The organism is Bacillus sp. B1-b2 (assembly GCF_009183415.1).
Lineage (GTDB): Bacteria > Bacillota > Bacilli > Bacillales > Cytobacillaceae > Niallia.
In genome coordinates, this window is sequence record NZ_WEHU01000011.1 from 103538 (window position 1) to 119933 (window position 16396).

15 protein-coding genes and 2 pseudogenes are annotated in these 16396 nt (G+C 33.8%); 14 read left to right on the forward strand and 3 right to left on the reverse strand.

Translation table 11 applies throughout. The features are described 5' to 3' along the window. The first annotated feature begins 57 nt into the window (after nt 1–57). From F9279_RS12765 to F9279_RS12790, 6 genes are all read left to right on the forward strand, one after another. The gene (locus tag F9279_RS12765) at nt 58–789 is read left to right on the forward strand and encodes a GntR family transcriptional regulator (protein WP_152113573.1); all 732 of its coding nucleotides are present in this window, start codon (nt 58–60) and stop codon (nt 787–789) included. Nucleotides 790–859: 70 nt separating this feature from the next. After that, a complete protein-coding gene (locus F9279_RS12770; RefSeq protein ID WP_152113575.1) occupies nt 860–1930 on the forward strand; it encodes a BMP family lipoprotein in 1071 nt (356 codons plus the stop codon). A 251-nt stretch (nt 1931–2181) separates the two neighbouring features. Continuing rightward, nucleotides 2182–3711, forward strand: a complete 1530-nt coding sequence (locus F9279_RS12775) for an ABC transporter ATP-binding protein (protein WP_152113577.1) — start codon at nt 2182–2184, stop codon at nt 3709–3711. Further along, nucleotides 3711–4769, forward strand: a complete 1059-nt coding sequence (locus tag F9279_RS12780; RefSeq protein ID WP_152113579.1) for an ABC transporter permease — start codon at nt 3711–3713, stop codon at nt 4767–4769. Before F9279_RS12775 ends, F9279_RS12780 begins: the two co-directional genes overlap by 1 nt. After that, on the forward strand, nt 4770–5732 hold the full coding sequence (locus F9279_RS12785; protein WP_152113581.1) for an ABC transporter permease: 963 nt from the start codon (nt 4770–4772) through the stop codon (nt 5730–5732). 237 nt (nt 5733–5969) lie between these two features. Beyond that, the gene (locus F9279_RS12790) at nt 5970–6242 is read left to right on the forward strand and encodes a hypothetical protein (protein ID WP_152113583.1); all 273 of its coding nucleotides are present in this window, start codon (nt 5970–5972) and stop codon (nt 6240–6242) included. Between the two features lie 450 nt (nt 6243–6692). On the opposite strand, the gene F9279_RS26245 is transcribed toward F9279_RS12790, so the two are convergent. From F9279_RS26245 to F9279_RS12800, 3 genes and pseudogenes are all read right to left on the reverse strand, one after another. Next, nucleotides 6693–7640 carry a methyl-accepting chemotaxis protein gene (locus tag F9279_RS26245; protein WP_413463210.1) on the reverse strand — a complete coding sequence of 316 codons (948 nt, stop codon included), beginning with the start codon at nt 7638–7640 and terminating at the stop codon, nt 6693–6695. Further along, a pseudogene (locus F9279_RS26250) lies at nt 7632–8486 on the reverse strand (MCP four helix bundle domain-containing protein); the annotation flags it as partial. The pseudogene F9279_RS26250 and the gene F9279_RS26245, both read right to left, overlap by 9 nt. Nucleotides 8487–9134: 648 nt before the next feature. Then, nucleotides 9135–9590, reverse strand: a complete 456-nt coding sequence (locus F9279_RS12800) for a VOC family protein (protein ID WP_152113587.1) — start codon at nt 9588–9590, stop codon at nt 9135–9137. A gap of 76 nt (nt 9591–9666) precedes the next feature. Here F9279_RS12800 and F9279_RS12805 point away from each other — a divergent pair, with 76 nt between their 5' ends. The 8 genes and pseudogenes from F9279_RS12805 (at nt 9667) to F9279_RS12840 (ending at nt 15633) form a co-directional block, all read left to right on the forward strand. Next, on the forward strand, nt 9667–10575 hold the full coding sequence (locus F9279_RS12805; RefSeq protein ID WP_152113589.1) for a helix-turn-helix transcriptional regulator: 909 nt from the start codon (nt 9667–9669) through the stop codon (nt 10573–10575). 268 nt (nt 10576–10843) lie between these two features. Then, nucleotides 10844–11338 (forward strand): annotated as a pseudogene (locus F9279_RS12810) (GrpB family protein); the annotation flags it as partial. Between the two features lie 144 nt (nt 11339–11482). After that, nucleotides 11483–12358, forward strand: coding sequence for a protein kinase domain-containing protein (locus F9279_RS12815; RefSeq protein ID WP_152113593.1), 876 nt, complete (start codon nt 11483–11485; stop codon nt 12356–12358). 134 nt (nt 12359–12492) lie between these two features. After that, the gene (locus F9279_RS12820; RefSeq protein WP_152113595.1) at nt 12493–12981 is read left to right on the forward strand and encodes an NUDIX hydrolase; all 489 of its coding nucleotides are present in this window, start codon (nt 12493–12495) and stop codon (nt 12979–12981) included. Between the two features lie 406 nt (nt 12982–13387). Continuing rightward, entirely contained in the window at nt 13388–13567 is a 180-nt protein-coding gene (locus F9279_RS12825) for a hypothetical protein (RefSeq protein ID WP_152113597.1), read from the forward strand. 147 nt (nt 13568–13714) lie between these two features. Then, nucleotides 13715–14185: an NUDIX hydrolase gene (locus F9279_RS12830; protein WP_152113599.1), complete on the forward strand. Its 471-nt coding sequence runs from the start codon at nt 13715–13717 to the stop codon at nt 14183–14185. Nucleotides 14186–14435: 250 nt separating this feature from the next. Continuing rightward, nucleotides 14436–14723: a hypothetical protein gene (locus tag F9279_RS12835; RefSeq protein WP_152113601.1), complete on the forward strand. Its 288-nt coding sequence runs from the start codon at nt 14436–14438 to the stop codon at nt 14721–14723. Between the two features lie 211 nt (nt 14724–14934). Beyond that, nucleotides 14935–15633 (forward strand): polysaccharide deacetylase family protein, encoded by a 699-nt coding sequence (locus F9279_RS12840; RefSeq protein WP_152113603.1) that lies wholly within the window; start codon nt 14935–14937, stop codon nt 15631–15633. The last annotated feature ends 763 nt before the right edge of the window (nt 15634–16396 follow it).

Consider the following 16396-nt stretch of genomic DNA (forward strand, 5'->3'; position numbering starts at 1 on the left):
AGGAATGATTGAACATCAGATGTCTGATGTCTTAGAACTGTTTTGGAGGAACATCACATGCTAATTAAATCAGATTCGAGACATTTATATTTGCAGGTTGTGGATCGTCTGAAAAAAGACATAGAAGTCGGAATATATAAAGAAAGAGAAAAATTCCCTTCTGAATTCGAACTTGCGAAAACCTTAGGTGTCAGTAGAGCAACTTTACGAGAAGCGCTCCGAACATTAGAAGAAGAGAATGTTATTGTCAGAAGACATGGTGTTGGAACTTTTGTAAACAGCAGGCCATTATTTAATTCTGGCATTGAGCAACTAAGTAGTGTCACGAACATGATTAAGCAAGCAGGTATGAATCCCGGAACAATTTTTCTAAGCTCCAATTCATTGCTCATGGCAGAAGAGGATGTAAAACGCTTCTCAAGTTCACAAGAGGAAGAGCTATTGTGTATCGAAAGAGTTCGAACAGCTAATGGCGAGCCGGTTGTTTATTGTATGGATAAGCTACCACAGAAGTTCTTACCAGAACGATTTTCATACGATCAAGAATCTATTTTTCAATTCTTGGAATCGGATAGTCAAAGGCATATTACATACGCTGTTGCACAAATCGAACCGATTGGATATCACGACAAAGTCTCTCCCATTTTACAATGTGAACCTGAAACGGCATTGCTTGTTTTAAAGCAAATGCACTATGATGAGAAGGATACACCAATTCTTTATTCTGTCAATTATTTTCGAGCAGATAAATTTAGCTTTCAAGTTTTAAGAAAAAGAATTTATTCATAATTCTAGGGAAAGCTACTTTTAGGGTCTTCTTACTAAACATTTCAATACAAAAAACTGGGGGGTACAAACCTTGAAAAAGCGTAAATTTGGCCTAGCACTTTCATTAGTACTAGCAGCAGGAACTGTATTAGGAGCTTGTGGAAGTAACAATGATGAAAATGATAATGCTGCTGAGGGAGATAAAGAAAAAGATTCTTTTAGCGTAGCAATGGTTACAGATGTAGGTGGAGTAGATGATAAATCTTTCAACCAATCTGCTTGGGAAGGATTACAAGCTTTTGGTAAAGAAAACAGCTTAGAAAAAGGTGAAGGTGGATATGATTACCTTCAATCTCAATCTGATGCAGATTATGCTACTAACTTAAATAGCTTAACTCGTAAAGGTTTTGACTTAGTATTTGGTATTGGTTTCATGATGGAAGGTGCAATTGATGAGATTGCAAAACAACAAACAGATGCACATTTTGCAATTGTTGACGCTGTAGTAGATGAGCCAAACGTTGCAAGTATTACATTTAAAGAACAAGAAGCTGGTTTCTTAGCAGGTGTTGCTGCAGGTAAAGCAACTAAAAGTAACAAAATCGGATTTATTGGTGGGGTTGAAAGTGAAGTAATCGCTCGTTTCCAAGCTGGTTTTGAAGCTGGTGTTAAAGAATCAAATCCAGAAGCAACAGTAGATTCTCAATATTCTGGTGCTTTTGATAAGCCAGAATTAGGTAAAACAATTGCTAACAAAATGTACTCTTCTGGTGCTGACGTAGTATTCCATGCTGCTGGTGGTACTGGTGCTGGATTATTCACAGAGGCTAAAGAATTAAAAGAAAAAGATCCTTCAAGTTATATTTGGGCAATTGGTGTAGACTCTGACCAAGCTGCTGAAGGAAAAGTAGGAGATCATAACATTGTGTTAACATCTGCATTAAAAGGTGTTTCTACTGCAGTACAAGATATCTCTGCAAAAGCTAAAGATGGTAACTTCCCAGGTGGAGAAACTACTGTTTACGGTTTAGCTGAAGATGGTGTTGGTCTTGCTACAATTAACGAAGAAGTAGAAAACAAAGCAGATATCGATGCAGCTATTGAAGAATGGACTGCAAAAATTAAAAACGGTGAGTACACTGTTCCTGATACTGTAAAATAATTAGTAATTAATGCTAATACAGGAATAAGTGATTTGCATAGCAAACACTTATTCCTTTTTTACGACTAAGATTTAGAATTTTAACTAAAAAATAGAAGCTAAATTCTATTTTTTATTAAAAATTTTATCTTGGTGAAATTATAGTAATATAGTTATAAATGCTGTATAAATGAAGGTTTTGCTTCTTGAAATACTTAATTTGCCATAAGTTAGAATGAATATTTTGTAGGTTGTAAGAAGGAGTGGAAGCAATGGAATATGTAATCGAGATGTTAAACATTCGAAAAGAATTCCCTGGTATTGTTGCAAATAACAATATTACCCTTCAAGTAAAAAAAGGTGAGATTCATGCATTGTTGGGGGAAAATGGTGCAGGAAAGTCTACATTAATGAACGTTCTTTTCGGTTTGTATCAGCCAGAACGTGGCGAAATCCGTGCTCGTGGGAAAGTAGTTAATATTTCAAATCCTAATATTGCAAATGAATTAGGAATAGGGATGGTTCATCAGCACTTTATGCTAATTGATACGTTTACTGTAACGGAAAATATTATTCTAGGAAAAGAAACGGTTAATAAGGGGAAAATTGATCTAAAAAAAGCAGAAAAAGAAGTACAAGAGATTTCAGAAAGATATGGTTTAGCTGTTGATCCGAAAGCAAAAGTAGCGAATATTTCCGTTGGTATGCAACAAAGGGTGGAAATATTAAAAACGTTATACCGTGGTGCAGAAATCTTAATCTTTGATGAACCTACAGCAGTATTAACACCACAGGAAATTACCGAATTAATTTCCATATTCCGAACTTTAATTAAAGAAGGAAAATCAATCATTCTTATTACTCATAAGTTGAAGGAAATCATGGAAGTATGTGATCGAGTAACCGTTATCCGAAAAGGAGAAGGTATTGGAACATATGACGTAAGTGGTACTAATGCAAACGAATTAGCAAACTTAATGGTTGGCCGTGAGGTAACGTTTAAAACCGATAAAACACAAGCACAACCAAAAGAAACCGTTTTAAAAATTGCTGACCTCAATGTGAAGGACTCTCGTGGAGTAAATGTTGTAAATTCACTGAATTTAGAGGTAAAAGCAGGAGAGATTGTTGGGATTGCTGGAGTAGACGGAAACGGACAATCGGAACTAATAGAAGCAATAACGGGCTTAACCAAAAAAGACTCAGGTAGTATTACACTAAACGGAAACGACATTAGTGTTTTGACTCCTCGTAAAATCACGGAAAGTGGCGTAGGTCATATTCCTCAAGATCGTCATAAACATGGACTTGTATTAGATTTTTCTATTGGTGATAATATGGCTTTACAAAGCTATTATAAGCAACCATACTCAAAAGCTGGTATTTTAAATCATAAATTTATGGAAAAGAAAGCAAGCGATTTAATTAGTGAATATGACGTGCGAACGCCAGGACTACATACTCCTGCTAGAGCGCTTTCAGGTGGTAACCAACAAAAAGCAATTATTGGTCGTGAAGTAGATCGTGATCCTGATTTGCTTATTGCAGCACAGCCTACAAGAGGTCTAGATGTTGGTGCAATTGAATTTATTCACAAACGTTTAATTGAGCAAAGAGATAAAGGGAAAGCAGTACTACTCATTTCCTTTGAATTAGAGGAAATATTAAACGTTAGTGACCGCATAGCCGTTATTTTCGAAGGGGAAATCATTGCTATTGTTGATCCGAAAGAAACGACAGAGCAAGAATTAGGATTATTAATGGCAGGATCGAAAGCTAAAAAAGTAGGTGTGGAGCAATAATGTCTAATACATTAAAGAGAATTAGTATACCAGTAATTTCTGTATTACTAGGTGGTATTGTTGGAACGTTAATTATGCTTGTTTCTGGTTATAATCCAGTTGATGCATATGCTGCATTATGGAATGGAGCATTTGGTGAAGTATATTACTTTGGTGAAGTAGTCCGTCAGATTACTCCACTAATACTAGCTGGTTTAGCCGTTGCTTTTGCTTTTCGTACAGGACTTTTCAATATAGGGGTAGAAGGTCAATTAATCGTTGGCTGGCTTGCATCTGTATGGGTAGGAGTAGCATTCGAATTACCAGCAATCATTCATTTACCTCTTGCTGTTTTAGCAGGTGCAGCAGCGGGAGCTTTATGGGCATTCATACCTGGATTCTTAAAAGCAAGATTCCGTGTACATGAAGTTATCGTATGTATTATGATGAACTATATCGCTTTACATGTGAGTAACTACTTAATTCGAAATGTATTAACTAATAAAGAAGATCGTACAGAAACTATTTTTCCATCTGCAAGTTTACGATCAGACTTTTTAGCAGAACTTACAGATTATTCCCGTCTTCACTGGGGAATTCTGATTGCAGTTGCTTGTGTATTGATTATGTGGTTCTTGTTAAATAAAACAGTTAAAGGATACGAATTAAAGGCTGTAGGATTTAACCAACATGCATCACAATATGCAGGGATGAATGTAAACAGAAACATTGTTTTAGCAATGGTTATCTCTGGTGCATTCGCAGGATTATCTGGAGTTATGGAAGGCTTAGGAACATTTGAATACGTAAGTAATAAAGGTGGATTTACTGGGGTTGGTTTTGACGGTATCGCAGTTGCGTTACTAGGTGCAAATGGACCACTAGGTGTTCTATTAGCTGCTTGCTTATTCGGTTTCTTAAAGGTTGGAGCATTAAATATGCCACTTGAGGCACAGGTTCCAAATGAAATGGTAGATATTATCATTGCGTTAATTGTATTCTTCGTAGCTTCTAGTTACATGATTCGACTATTATTGGATAGATTAAGTAAAAATAAAAGTAAAAAGGGGGAGAAGTAAATGGGATTAATGGATGTATTATTAATTGTCATACCTTCTTCGCTATTATTTGCAGCTCCACTTATTTTCACTGCACTTGGAGGGAATTTCTCTGAAAGAGCAGGGGTAGTAAACATTGGACTAGAAGGATTAATGGTAATGGGAGCATTTTCTTCTATTGTATTTAATATCTTTTTTGCAGATAAATTGCATGGATGGACTCCATGGGTATCATTACTTGTTGCTATGGTGGTTGGAGCAGTGTTCTCCATTCTTCATGCTGTTGCATCTATCACATTCCGTGCGGATCAGACAGTTTCTGGTGTAGCAATCAATCTACTCGCAACTGGACTTTCTCTTTTCTTAGTAAAGTTAATATTTGACGGAAAAGGACAAACAGAAACAATTAGCTATGGTTTTAAAAAGGTAGATATTCCACTGCTAAGTGATATACCAGTAATTGGAGATATTTTCTTCTCTAACACATATTGGACTTCATATTTAGCTATTATTGTAGCTATCTTAGCTTGGTTTGTTATGTATAAAACACCATTTGGTTTACGTCTTCGCTCTGTTGGGGAACATCCAATGGCAGCTGATACAATGGGAATCAATGTAACGAAAATGCGTTATACAGCAGTAATCATTTCTGGAGCATTTGGTGGTATTGGTGGGGGAGTTTTTGCCCAATCGATTACAAATGATTTCACACATTCTACAATCAGTGGACAAGGGTTCATGGCGATTGCAGCATTAATCTTTGGTAAGTGGAATCCTCTTGGAGCAATGGGCGCAGCAATATTCTTCGGATTTGCTCAAAGCTTAAGTATCGTAGGAAGCAGCTTCCCATTCCTAAAAGATATACCAAATGTGTACTTGTTAATCGCACCATATGTATTAACAATCATTGCATTAACTGGATTTATCGGTCGTGCAGAAGCACCAAAAGCATCTGGTATTCCTTATATTAAAGGAAGCAGATAATAGTAAAACAAAAGACTCCAGAAATGGGGTCTTTTTGTTTTGGGCAAGCTTTTTATTCAAAGGAATGGAGTCACGGATTGTTATTAAGGAACAAAACTCCAAAAAAGTTTAATTAATTTATCTACAAATGTATATAGTTGATAGTAGAATGCTTGGACAATCATCCATTCACTTTTGGCGGAAAAACATATATATAAAATAAATGACAGAAACCTAAAATGGAGAGGAGAATACACTGTGCTTTCTTTTAAAGCTAAAGTGGAATTTAAAAATATACAACAGGAGGTAAATGAGCAGTTATTTAAAGATGTATCTATACTAAGAAAAGAATTAAAGGAAATGAAAATGAATTACGAGGAATTTAAAAGAGAAGTCTTATCTAATATCCTCCAACTAAACAAGGCTAACCAAGATCTCTACGAACAACTCTCCGTCCAAAATAATCAGCATACTGATACTATTCAAAATCTAAATGAGCAACTATCCCATAGTAAGTATAATCGCTTATAAAAATAAGCAATTGTTATAATAGTACAGAACAATAAATTTATAGAAGAAGGATTTTGTTATTACAAAGTTAATAGTTATGCATTTACTACTTAAATGAAAGATAAAATGATTTTAAAAGTTTAAATCGCCTATAGTCATGCTTAATTTATTAATACTGAAAGGAATTATTTTTCAAGAAACAATTGAGGTAGTTATGTTGCAAATGGATTATATAAATTCTTGTCGAATTAAATATTATTACTTTTAAAGATTAATAGTTTTGGAAGGTTTCATTAAGAAATATGAAGAAAGAAAACGTAGAATTAGCTTATGAAAGAAGGGATGCTTATGCATTTTTAAAAGATGATGATTTTTAGAAAAAAACTAGGAGTAACAAAAAGACACTTCTCATTGTAACTCCTAGTATAAATTCTTTTTAAGACAAAAGGTGCTAAATAATGAACTATACCACTAAATTTTAAATTGGTTGATAATAACTTGTAAATCATCAGCTAATTTGGCAAGGGCCAGTGAGGATGATGTTATTTCTTGCATAGAAGCAAGCTGTTCTTCTGTTGCAGCTGAGATATTCTGAGTAATCATGGAAGATTCTTGAGCAACATTACTTACATTTTTAATGGACTCATTTACTGAGTTTGTTCCACTTGATAATTTCTTAAGTGATTCTGAAATATCTTCTATTTGTGAAACTATCCCATTTACAGCTTGTTCGATTTTCTCGAAAGAGCTACCTGCTATGTTCACAACATTAAGACCTGATTGAACCTCTTCCGCTGCTTTTTCCATTGTTTCTAGTGTTACATTCGTATCATTTTGAATTAACTGTATAAGATTCGCAATTTGTTCAGTTGAATTAGTTGATTCTTCCGCTAGCTTTCTTACTTCATCGGCAACTACTGCAAAACCTTTACCATGTTCACCAGCTCTGGCAGCTTCAATAGCTGCATTTAATGCTAACAAATTAGTTTGTGCTGATATTCCTGTTATCACGTTAGTAATATGACCTATTTGATGAGATCTGTCATTCAAACTTCTTACTGCCTTAGAAAGACTATTTACATTTTCATAAATAGAATTCATCTGTACATTTACTTTTTGAATTGCCTTATTTCCTTCAGTGGATAGTGTTGATGCATGTAGAACTTCTCTCGTAATTTTATCTGTATGATTAGATATTGTTTTAGTATGATCCGTTATGTCTCTAATAACTATAGAACTATCCTCGACTGTATCCAACTGCTTATCAGATCCTAGTGCAAGTTCTTGAACTGTTAGAGTAATATGTTCGCTTGCGTTACTGTTTTGCTCTGCACTGGCACTTAATTGTTCAGAAGCAGATGCAACTTGTTGTGAAGAGTCTTGTACCGTACTGAATACAGCTTGGAGTGAATTTGTCATATTGTTAAAGGAAGAAGTAAGCTCACCAATTTCATCCTTGGATTCATATTTCCCCTTAACCCTAAAGTCACCCTTTTCAGCTTCCATAAGTAAGCCTTTAACTTCTTTAATAGGACGAACTATCATACGGCTAATTAAGATACTTAGCGTTACTAAAATGATTAGTGCTATAACAACTATACTAGTAACAAAAATAAGTATTTCTTGTTTACTTTCTTTATTCTCTGTATCTATTGATTCAGCCGTTGTTAGGTTAGACTTCTGCAATTCTTTTAAAGTATCATTAAGAGCCGCTCGACTTTCTTCTACCTGACCTAGATATAAAGAGTACGCTTCTTCATTTCTATTGTTAGCAGCAAGCTCCACTACATTATTTCTATTTTTAGCAAGTTCTTGTGCACGTTGCTTGTATTGCTCTATTAGATTTTTTTGTTCATTTGTTAAGTTCGTACTTTCAATTTCCGAAATTAGTGAATTAATCTCCACCCATGCGGAAGAGATTTCTTTGATTAATTCTTTGTTTCTCTCAGGGTCATTTGTTACTAAAAGCTCTAAAGTATATGCATCGCTAGCTCTAGCATTTACTCTGATTTGCATCACCATGTTTAGAGGTATTAGGTTATCTTTATACATTTCATTTGAACTCTTTGCCATTTTATTAATATAACTAACGCCTAGTGTTCCTACTGTACTAAGCCCTAAACCACTTACAATAATAATAATTAATAACTTCTTAGTAATACTTAAATTTTTTAGAAATTTCAAAATGATGAACTCCTTTACAAAATATTTATCTAATCTTAATATCGGTTTAAAAAAAGAAATTTCAATTGAAATTAATTCCATAACTAAGATAAAGTTATAACAAGATATAATAGGTAATTTCTAGGAAAGAGAAAATAGAATACAATATACATTTTTTTATGATTCTAGTTAAAAACTAAATTTTATGGATAGAATTCTTTCTGCTTATTTCTAAGTGGAAAGATAGGTACTATACTTGCTGAGATCATAGGACAGATTTTTCGAGACTTAACGTAAAAGAAGGTTTGGAGAATAATGAAGGATTCATAGATTGGCATTTGAATAGGTTTACGAGAAAATCATATATCATATCGATTTTTTTGAGAAAGGTATGGAATGATTAAAAATAGACAAATAAAAAAATCTGTCCTATTCATCACTTGGTGAAGGAAAGCAAGGAAAAAAGCATTCTTTTTCTTGAAAGATTTGTTAATGATAATGGCAACAACTTTAATAAAGGGTAGCATCAGAAAAATGTGGATTTATACCGTTAATGTAATTCCACATATATATAAGCCCAATTTCTCAGTGGAATGGAGAAATTGGGCTTTTTTAGTTATTTTAGTAAAGTACCGAATTGCAGTCCTTCAATAGCTAGAAATCCTAATCTTTAATCCATTGTCTTTGCTAATTAATCTCTATTTGTTCAAGGCAACTATCTTCATGTTATACAGTAGTAATAATATAATATTACTCTACAAAACCATCTAGAAATTTACTTGCCTCACTATTAAACTTCCACATTATACCGAATTTATCAACTAACATTCCAAAACTTACTGACCAGGGTGTAGAAGAGATCGGGAGGATCACAGTCCCACCTTCTGAAAGCGCTTCGAAAATTTGCTTATTCCTGTCTGGATCAGCATCAATAATACTAATTAAGACTGTATTTCCTTTTATGAGTTCTCCAGTCGCAGGTTTCATAAAAGGCGGAACATCAGAAATCATTAAAATATTTCCTGAAAACTCCATACGAGATTCCATAATCATGTTTTGTTCTTCTTCCGTTAATGGGGCATTTGGATCTTGCCCAAAGGCACCAAATCTCACCATTTTTACACTAGTTGCTTGTAATGCCTTTTCATAAAAAGACAAAGCTTCTTCTGCTCTTCCATCAAATTGTAGATAAGTTACTGCTTTCATATTTTATTCCTCCTTTTCATATTTGAAGTATAATAGGACATAGGCGACATATGTATGTCGTATATTGGAGGGAAAAATGAAAAAAATTGAGAGACTTATCTCGATAGTGATGATTTTGCTACAAAAAGAGGTTGTTTCGGCAACTGAATTTAGCAGACTTTTTCATGTATCGAAACGAACGATTCAACGTGATATGGAAACATTAAGTTATGCTAACATCCCTATTTATGCGGAATATGGTGCTGAAGGGGGATATGCGCTAATGGAAGAGTATAAATTCGATAAACGATTACTAAATCACAAGGATATTGAAAACATTCTGGTAGCTTTAGGTGGGTTTGAGGGATTGATTACCAATCAAGAGATTCAAACGACTATTCAAAAAATAAAAGGAATGACTAGCGCAGATATTTCTCCAACACTTGATGTAACATTCTATGATTGGCCTGGAAGAAGCCAAATCAACGAAGAAATTTTATTTATCCAGCAAGCAATTGAGAAAAATTGGTTATTAAAATTTGAATATGTGGATCAAATAGGAAACAAAACGTACAGACTCGTAGAACCCTATAAGGTACATTTTAGGGAAATGCATTGGTACCTTTTTGGTTATAGTTTAGAACGGGAAGACTATCGAACATTTAAGTTGACGAGGATAGTAAATATCCAAAAAGACGGTCTTTTTGTTCCAAGGACTGATCAGGAATTTAATCATGAAAAACAACATAATGAACAAAAAGAATTGGTTCATGTACAACTATCGATAGATGTTTCTGTAAGAGATCAATTTATTGAAAGATACGGGAAAAACGCTGTTATAAAAAAAGCGGCAAGAAGTTACCTTGTTACAATTGAATTGCCTGAGAATCATTATGCTTATCAATTTTTAGCTGGATTTGGTAATAAAGTTAAGATTTTAGAGCCCAAAGGCTTTATTGCAAAATATGTAAAATTTTTAGAGCAAGCTGTGGCACTTTACAGATAAAATGTAAATAGTTGGTCCACGGGAGAGTACACGATGGCTTTCCTTGAATAAAAGGGATGCCCTATTTTTAATATCCTATAGGGCAGCATTTCTGTAATAAATGGAATCTTGCTTATGGTAGAAGAGGGTAAATTTAGTTCAAAAAGGAATTCATTGTTATTTGGAGAAGATTATTCATTAAAGTAAAATTCTGAATATTTCGGAGGGGATGTCTTTGTTTATAAATGAGAATAATCCAACTGGTATTGAAATTTCACCTTAAACGGAAGAATGGGAAGTTTCATTTTTATTAATAGAAGATAGTCTTAAAAATCATTTAGGAAATTTAATAATAAGTGTAGAACATGTTGGAAGTACGTCGGTTAAAGGGCTTGGAGCAAAGCCAATTCTAGATATAGATGTTGTAATAGAAGATTACAGTGTTCTCCCTACTGTTATAAAAAACCTCCAAGTAATAGGGTATTATTATCAAGAGAATTGGAGTTTTAAGGGAAGAGAAGCCTTTGGTAGAAAAGATCAAACAGTTCCTTGGAATGGAAAACATACTAATTGGATGGAACACCACCTATATGTGTGTAATAAAGATAGTACAGAGTTAGCTAAACATTTATTATTTCGAAATTACCTTCGTAGCAATCCTGAAGCAGTTGCAGAATATGAAGAGATAAAAATGAAGTTGGCGAAAACAGCAAAAGACCGAACTGCCTATACGGAAGGTAAAACTAAATTTGTAACAAAGATATTAGGGAAAGCGCTGAGGTAAATAGCAGACACTTAACTAATCACACATTGATTGTAAAAGGGATGATGCTTTTTTATTTAGGCTGCTTTGGAGCGAAAGGGGAGTAGAAGAAGGTAATCCTCATCATTAACAGAATATGTCTTTATAAGAAAATGGAGGGAGTAAATGGACGAAATGAAGGTTATAAATTTAGATAAAGTATCATTTCAATTAAAAGAAATACATAACTTCGAATGGCTTATAAATATGGGGGAAGTATTCAGTGTTTTTGATGAACAGGACTCTGGTAATATATGTTTTGGAATTGAAAAAGATGGGACAAGAAAATTTGTAAAGTATGCTGGTGCGAAGACGAAAGAATATACAGGACAACCAGAAGATGCTATAGCAATATTAAAGAACTCCATTCCCATATATGAACATTTGAAACATAAACACTTAATAAATTTACTTGAGCACTTTGAAGTAGAGAATGGGTATGTGTTGGTTTTTGAGTGGTTTGAAGGTGAATGTCTTCACTCCCATTGGTCATTTCCGCCACCTTATAAATATAATCATCCCGATTCTCCTTTTTATCGGTTTAAACAATTACCAATTGAACAACGTTTAAAGTCATTTAAGAGTATAGTAGACTTTCATCTGAATGTGGAAAGGAATAACTATGTAGCAGTTGATTTTTACGACGGGAGTATATTATACGATTTCAAAAATAATGTAACAAAGATTTGTGATATTGATTTATATAAGAAAAAACCATTTATTAATAAAATGGGTCGAATGTGGGGGTCATCAAGATTCATGTCTCCAGAAGAGTTTAAGTTAGGTTCTAAAATTGATGAAAGAACGAACGTATATAATATGGGAGCAATCTCATTTGGGCTGTTAGGCGGAGAACTAGATCGCTCCATTTCAAAGTGGGATGGAGGACAGGAGCTGTATAAAGTAGCCATTAGAGCAGTTTCTTTAGATAGATCAGAAAGATATTCAACAATAGAAGAATTTATATCTGCTTGGGAAAAAGCCTTAAAACAGGGATTGTAAACAATGTATTTGTTTGGGTTGATGAAATAGAACCAGTTGCAAATGGCACTGATTTCTTATGTCGGTAGAGGGACAGGATAGTTGAACAAGATGATAGAATTGTGAAGAAAATATGAACGAAAGGTGGGAAGGGAATGGATGAATATAAAAAGTACCATCGAGCTTTTGGCGTCTATGGAATTTGTTTTGAAAATGAAAAGCTATTGGTAATAAACAAGAATGGAGGACCATATATAAACCGTTTTGACCTTCCTGGGGGAAGTCTAGAGGAAGCAGAAAGCTTGTCGATTGCAATGAAAAGAGAGTTTCTTGAGGAAACTGGTTTTGAAATAGAGATCAAACAAAATTTAGGTGTCACAGATTTTATGCTCCCTTGGAGATGGAAAGAGTTTACTGATGTTCATCATATAGCAGTTTTTTATCAAGTGAAAATAGTAAATGGAGAGCTAACCAAGCCTTTACAATTTGAAGGGCAAGACTCGCTTGGAGCTGTATGGGTTTCGAAGGAGGATGTCACGATAGAAAATGCTTCTCCGTTAGTTCTTAAAGCCTTGGATTGGATAGAAGACAAACAGTTGGGAATTAATGTTGAACTTTATGAGCATTGGGTAATAAAAAAGTAAGTAGACTTTTTTTTTCTTGGGGAGGGTAGTTATTTAGTTTCACTTGGAAATGGAATAAATGAGAGCCTTCTTATGTCACAATTGATAAAGGTTTATGGAAGAAGGATTATGATAGAAATCTATATAATGTAAAAGAAATAAGGGTTGAATGATAATAAGATTTTTTAGCAGACTATGTTTTTTTTATAAACAAAATTGTACCTAATGAGAGCAGTAATCTAATAATGATTGTGTTCTTTTTTTGAATGATTATACATACACAAAAGCTAATGCACTCCTGTAATAAATGAAGGAAAAAAAGAGCGGTAGTAAGTTGTCTAAAGGGTTAAAGGTTTAGGATTATTGGATAAGGAATTTATTTCCACTCTACTTAAATATCTGTATAATTAAGAGAAGGGGGAATCTGATGAGAGAATTACCTATCAAAAAAACCATTTTTATTGTATTAGTAGCTATCATCATTTTGGGTATTGCCTTTTATTCATATTCGAGAGAATCCATTGAGAAAATGGAAAGTCTTGTAACAGACAATAATAGAAAAGTAATAGAACCAATTAGTGGTGATACCGATCATATTGGCCATTAATGTAAAATTATAAAGGAGAGGTTCAAGCTCTTTTTATTCGGTACTAACCGTCAGCATTCCTGTAATAAGGGAATCCTTACTTATGGTAGAAAGTTGCAAGTTAATTTAATAACGCTAATAGATAGAGGCTATAAACAGGAGGGGTTTATGACTACAAATAAGGACTACATTCGTTATATTCGGGGAAAAGTGGGGCACGATTTAATATTTCTTAATTTTGCTGGAGGAATTGTTTATAACGAACAAAATGAAATTCTTTTACAAAAACGGGGAGATAGAAATGAGTGGGGTTTTCCAGGTGGTGCTATGGAACTTGGAGAATCGCTTGAAGAAACCGCTAAACGAGAAATACGTGAGGAGACAGGATTAAATGTGGAAGTCGAACATCTTATTGGTGTCTACTCTAAATATTCTAGTGAGTTTCCGAACGGAGATAAAGCTCAGACTATCACTCACTTTTTTCAATGTAAGCCAATTGATGGGGAGCTTACCGCAGATGGTATGGAGACTTTAGAGTTAAAGTACTTCCCTATAGATCAAATCCCGAAATTATTCACAAAACAACACGAAGATGCCTTAGAAGATTGGTGTTCGAACAGAAATGGTGTATTTAAATAAAAATAATTTCGAAATAATTATACATAATCTTTAACGAACAGGTGCATGGATCCAAGATGGATTAATGCACCTGTTCGTGTATTATGGCACTATAAGGTCAGGTTTGTTAATAAAAAACCACAAAAGGAAGGGCATTTACTATAAAATAAGATTTGAAATATTAATGTCTAATAAAAAAGTAAGGTAAAAAATAGAGATGATACAGATTAGTAGTATTACACGACAAAAATAAAATATATGGAGGTTAGTAATGTTATTTATGATATTTGGAGTTATTGCAATAGTATCAACTTTTATAAATCTTTATATGTATAAAGTAGGAAAGGATTATAAGCTTGCTATGGCGATAGGATTAGCATTTACAGCCTTAACACTTTGTGCAGAATACAGTCTTGTTTCGGTATGGGTAGAAGTGGAAGATTGGGCAGCTATAATGGATGTAGTACCTGGGATGGAAAGGGCATTATGGTTTTTGACAATTGTTTCTATCTTACTAAATATAGCACCTATACTTTTAGAACTAAAAGGTAAGAAATAATTACTTTTGTCACACATTTATATAATATGCAATTAATGTGAAAGTCTTTATGTAACTAACGGAGCAGCATTCTTGGAATAAATAAAACCTTCTCTTGCTTATGGTTGAAAAGGGGCCGTTTACCTTAAGATAAAACTAACTTGGAGGGTTTGTTGTTTTCTGCGTTAATATTAGATTCTCTTAAAAAATTCTAGATAGAAAGGACATATTTATGAAAAAGAAATTAATATTTATTGGAATAGTGATTCTGTTAGTTTTCCTTTTATTACTTGGTACATATAAATTAATGAATTCTAGAACATACCAATTATTTGGAGGTTTAACCGAACAGGTGGAGACAAATCAAAAGGTGGTTGCTTTAACATTTGATGATGGTCCAACAAAGAATATAAATCAGATATTGCCGCTATTGGAAAAATATAATGCAAAGGCTACCTTCTTTCTAATTGGTCAAGACATAGAAAAACACCCAGAGGAAACTAAGAAAATAGTACAAAAAGGGCATCAAATTGGAAATCATACTTATTCCCATATTCGAATGATATTAAGAACACCTTCCGTTATCAAAGATGAAATTGAAAAAACAGACCAATTAATTCAAGAGGCTGGATATAAAGGTGAAATTGATTTTCGACCACCAAACGGGAAAAAACTTGTAGGATTGCCGTATTACTTAAATAAACATAATAGAGACACAATAACTTGGAATATCGAACCAGATACCTATTACACCACTGCTTCTGACAAAGTAAATTATGTGAATGATAATATTAAACCAGGTTCGATTATCTTGATGCATCCAATGTATGACGATACTGGTAAAGAACTTCAAGCAATCGAAGGGATCTTACAAGCACTAGTAAACGAAGGTTATACGTTTGTAACGGTCAATGAACTTCAGGAATTATAAGTTATAAATGATTCAAACAATAAAAAGGATTGTCGATGTGATAGACCTTCTTATTGAATATGGATATATAAAACATAAAAAAGGTGCGATTTAATTGATTGCACCTTTTCAGCTTGTTGAAAAAAGATGATGTCAATGAAAATGCCTCTAATTCATATTTTTATAACATGAGTGTGTCAAGAACTTGTATAAGTAATTAATTCGCTAAATAAGGTTTTGGATTTTGTTACAGGCGTTCGATTCGCTTTCCATGGGGCTCGAAGCTTTAGCCGAAGTCTGCCTTTTGCCTGCAGGGTATAAAGCTTTCGCAGATTCCATAGGAGTCCCACCACTGAAACATAAATCATCTGGATAAAATTAAGCGGAGAATTCCGACTAATGGCAAATATAATGTTAATTTCCTTGCTAATAAGCGGATTTTTCCGGTTAAGTAAGAAAAATGCCTCCGATTTCATGTGTTCTAAGGAAATAGGCGTAATTCTCCGTCTATTTCCTTTGTTTTTCATGGAAGTAATGAAAATAAGAGGATTTCTACGACTATTTTTCTTAAAGTGGTTTTTTCCAAATTCTTTATGGTACGAAGCATCATACATTATTTCATAGCTTTTCCAAATTCCTACTATTTCCATATTTGAATGGGTGAAGTACATAGAAAAATCCCTCGTTTACCATTGTGTTACGAGGGGAGTTATCTCTATTTTCACAAATTTTCCATAGACAATTTTGTTTTTCAACAGTATGAAAAGGTGCGATCTAACTGATT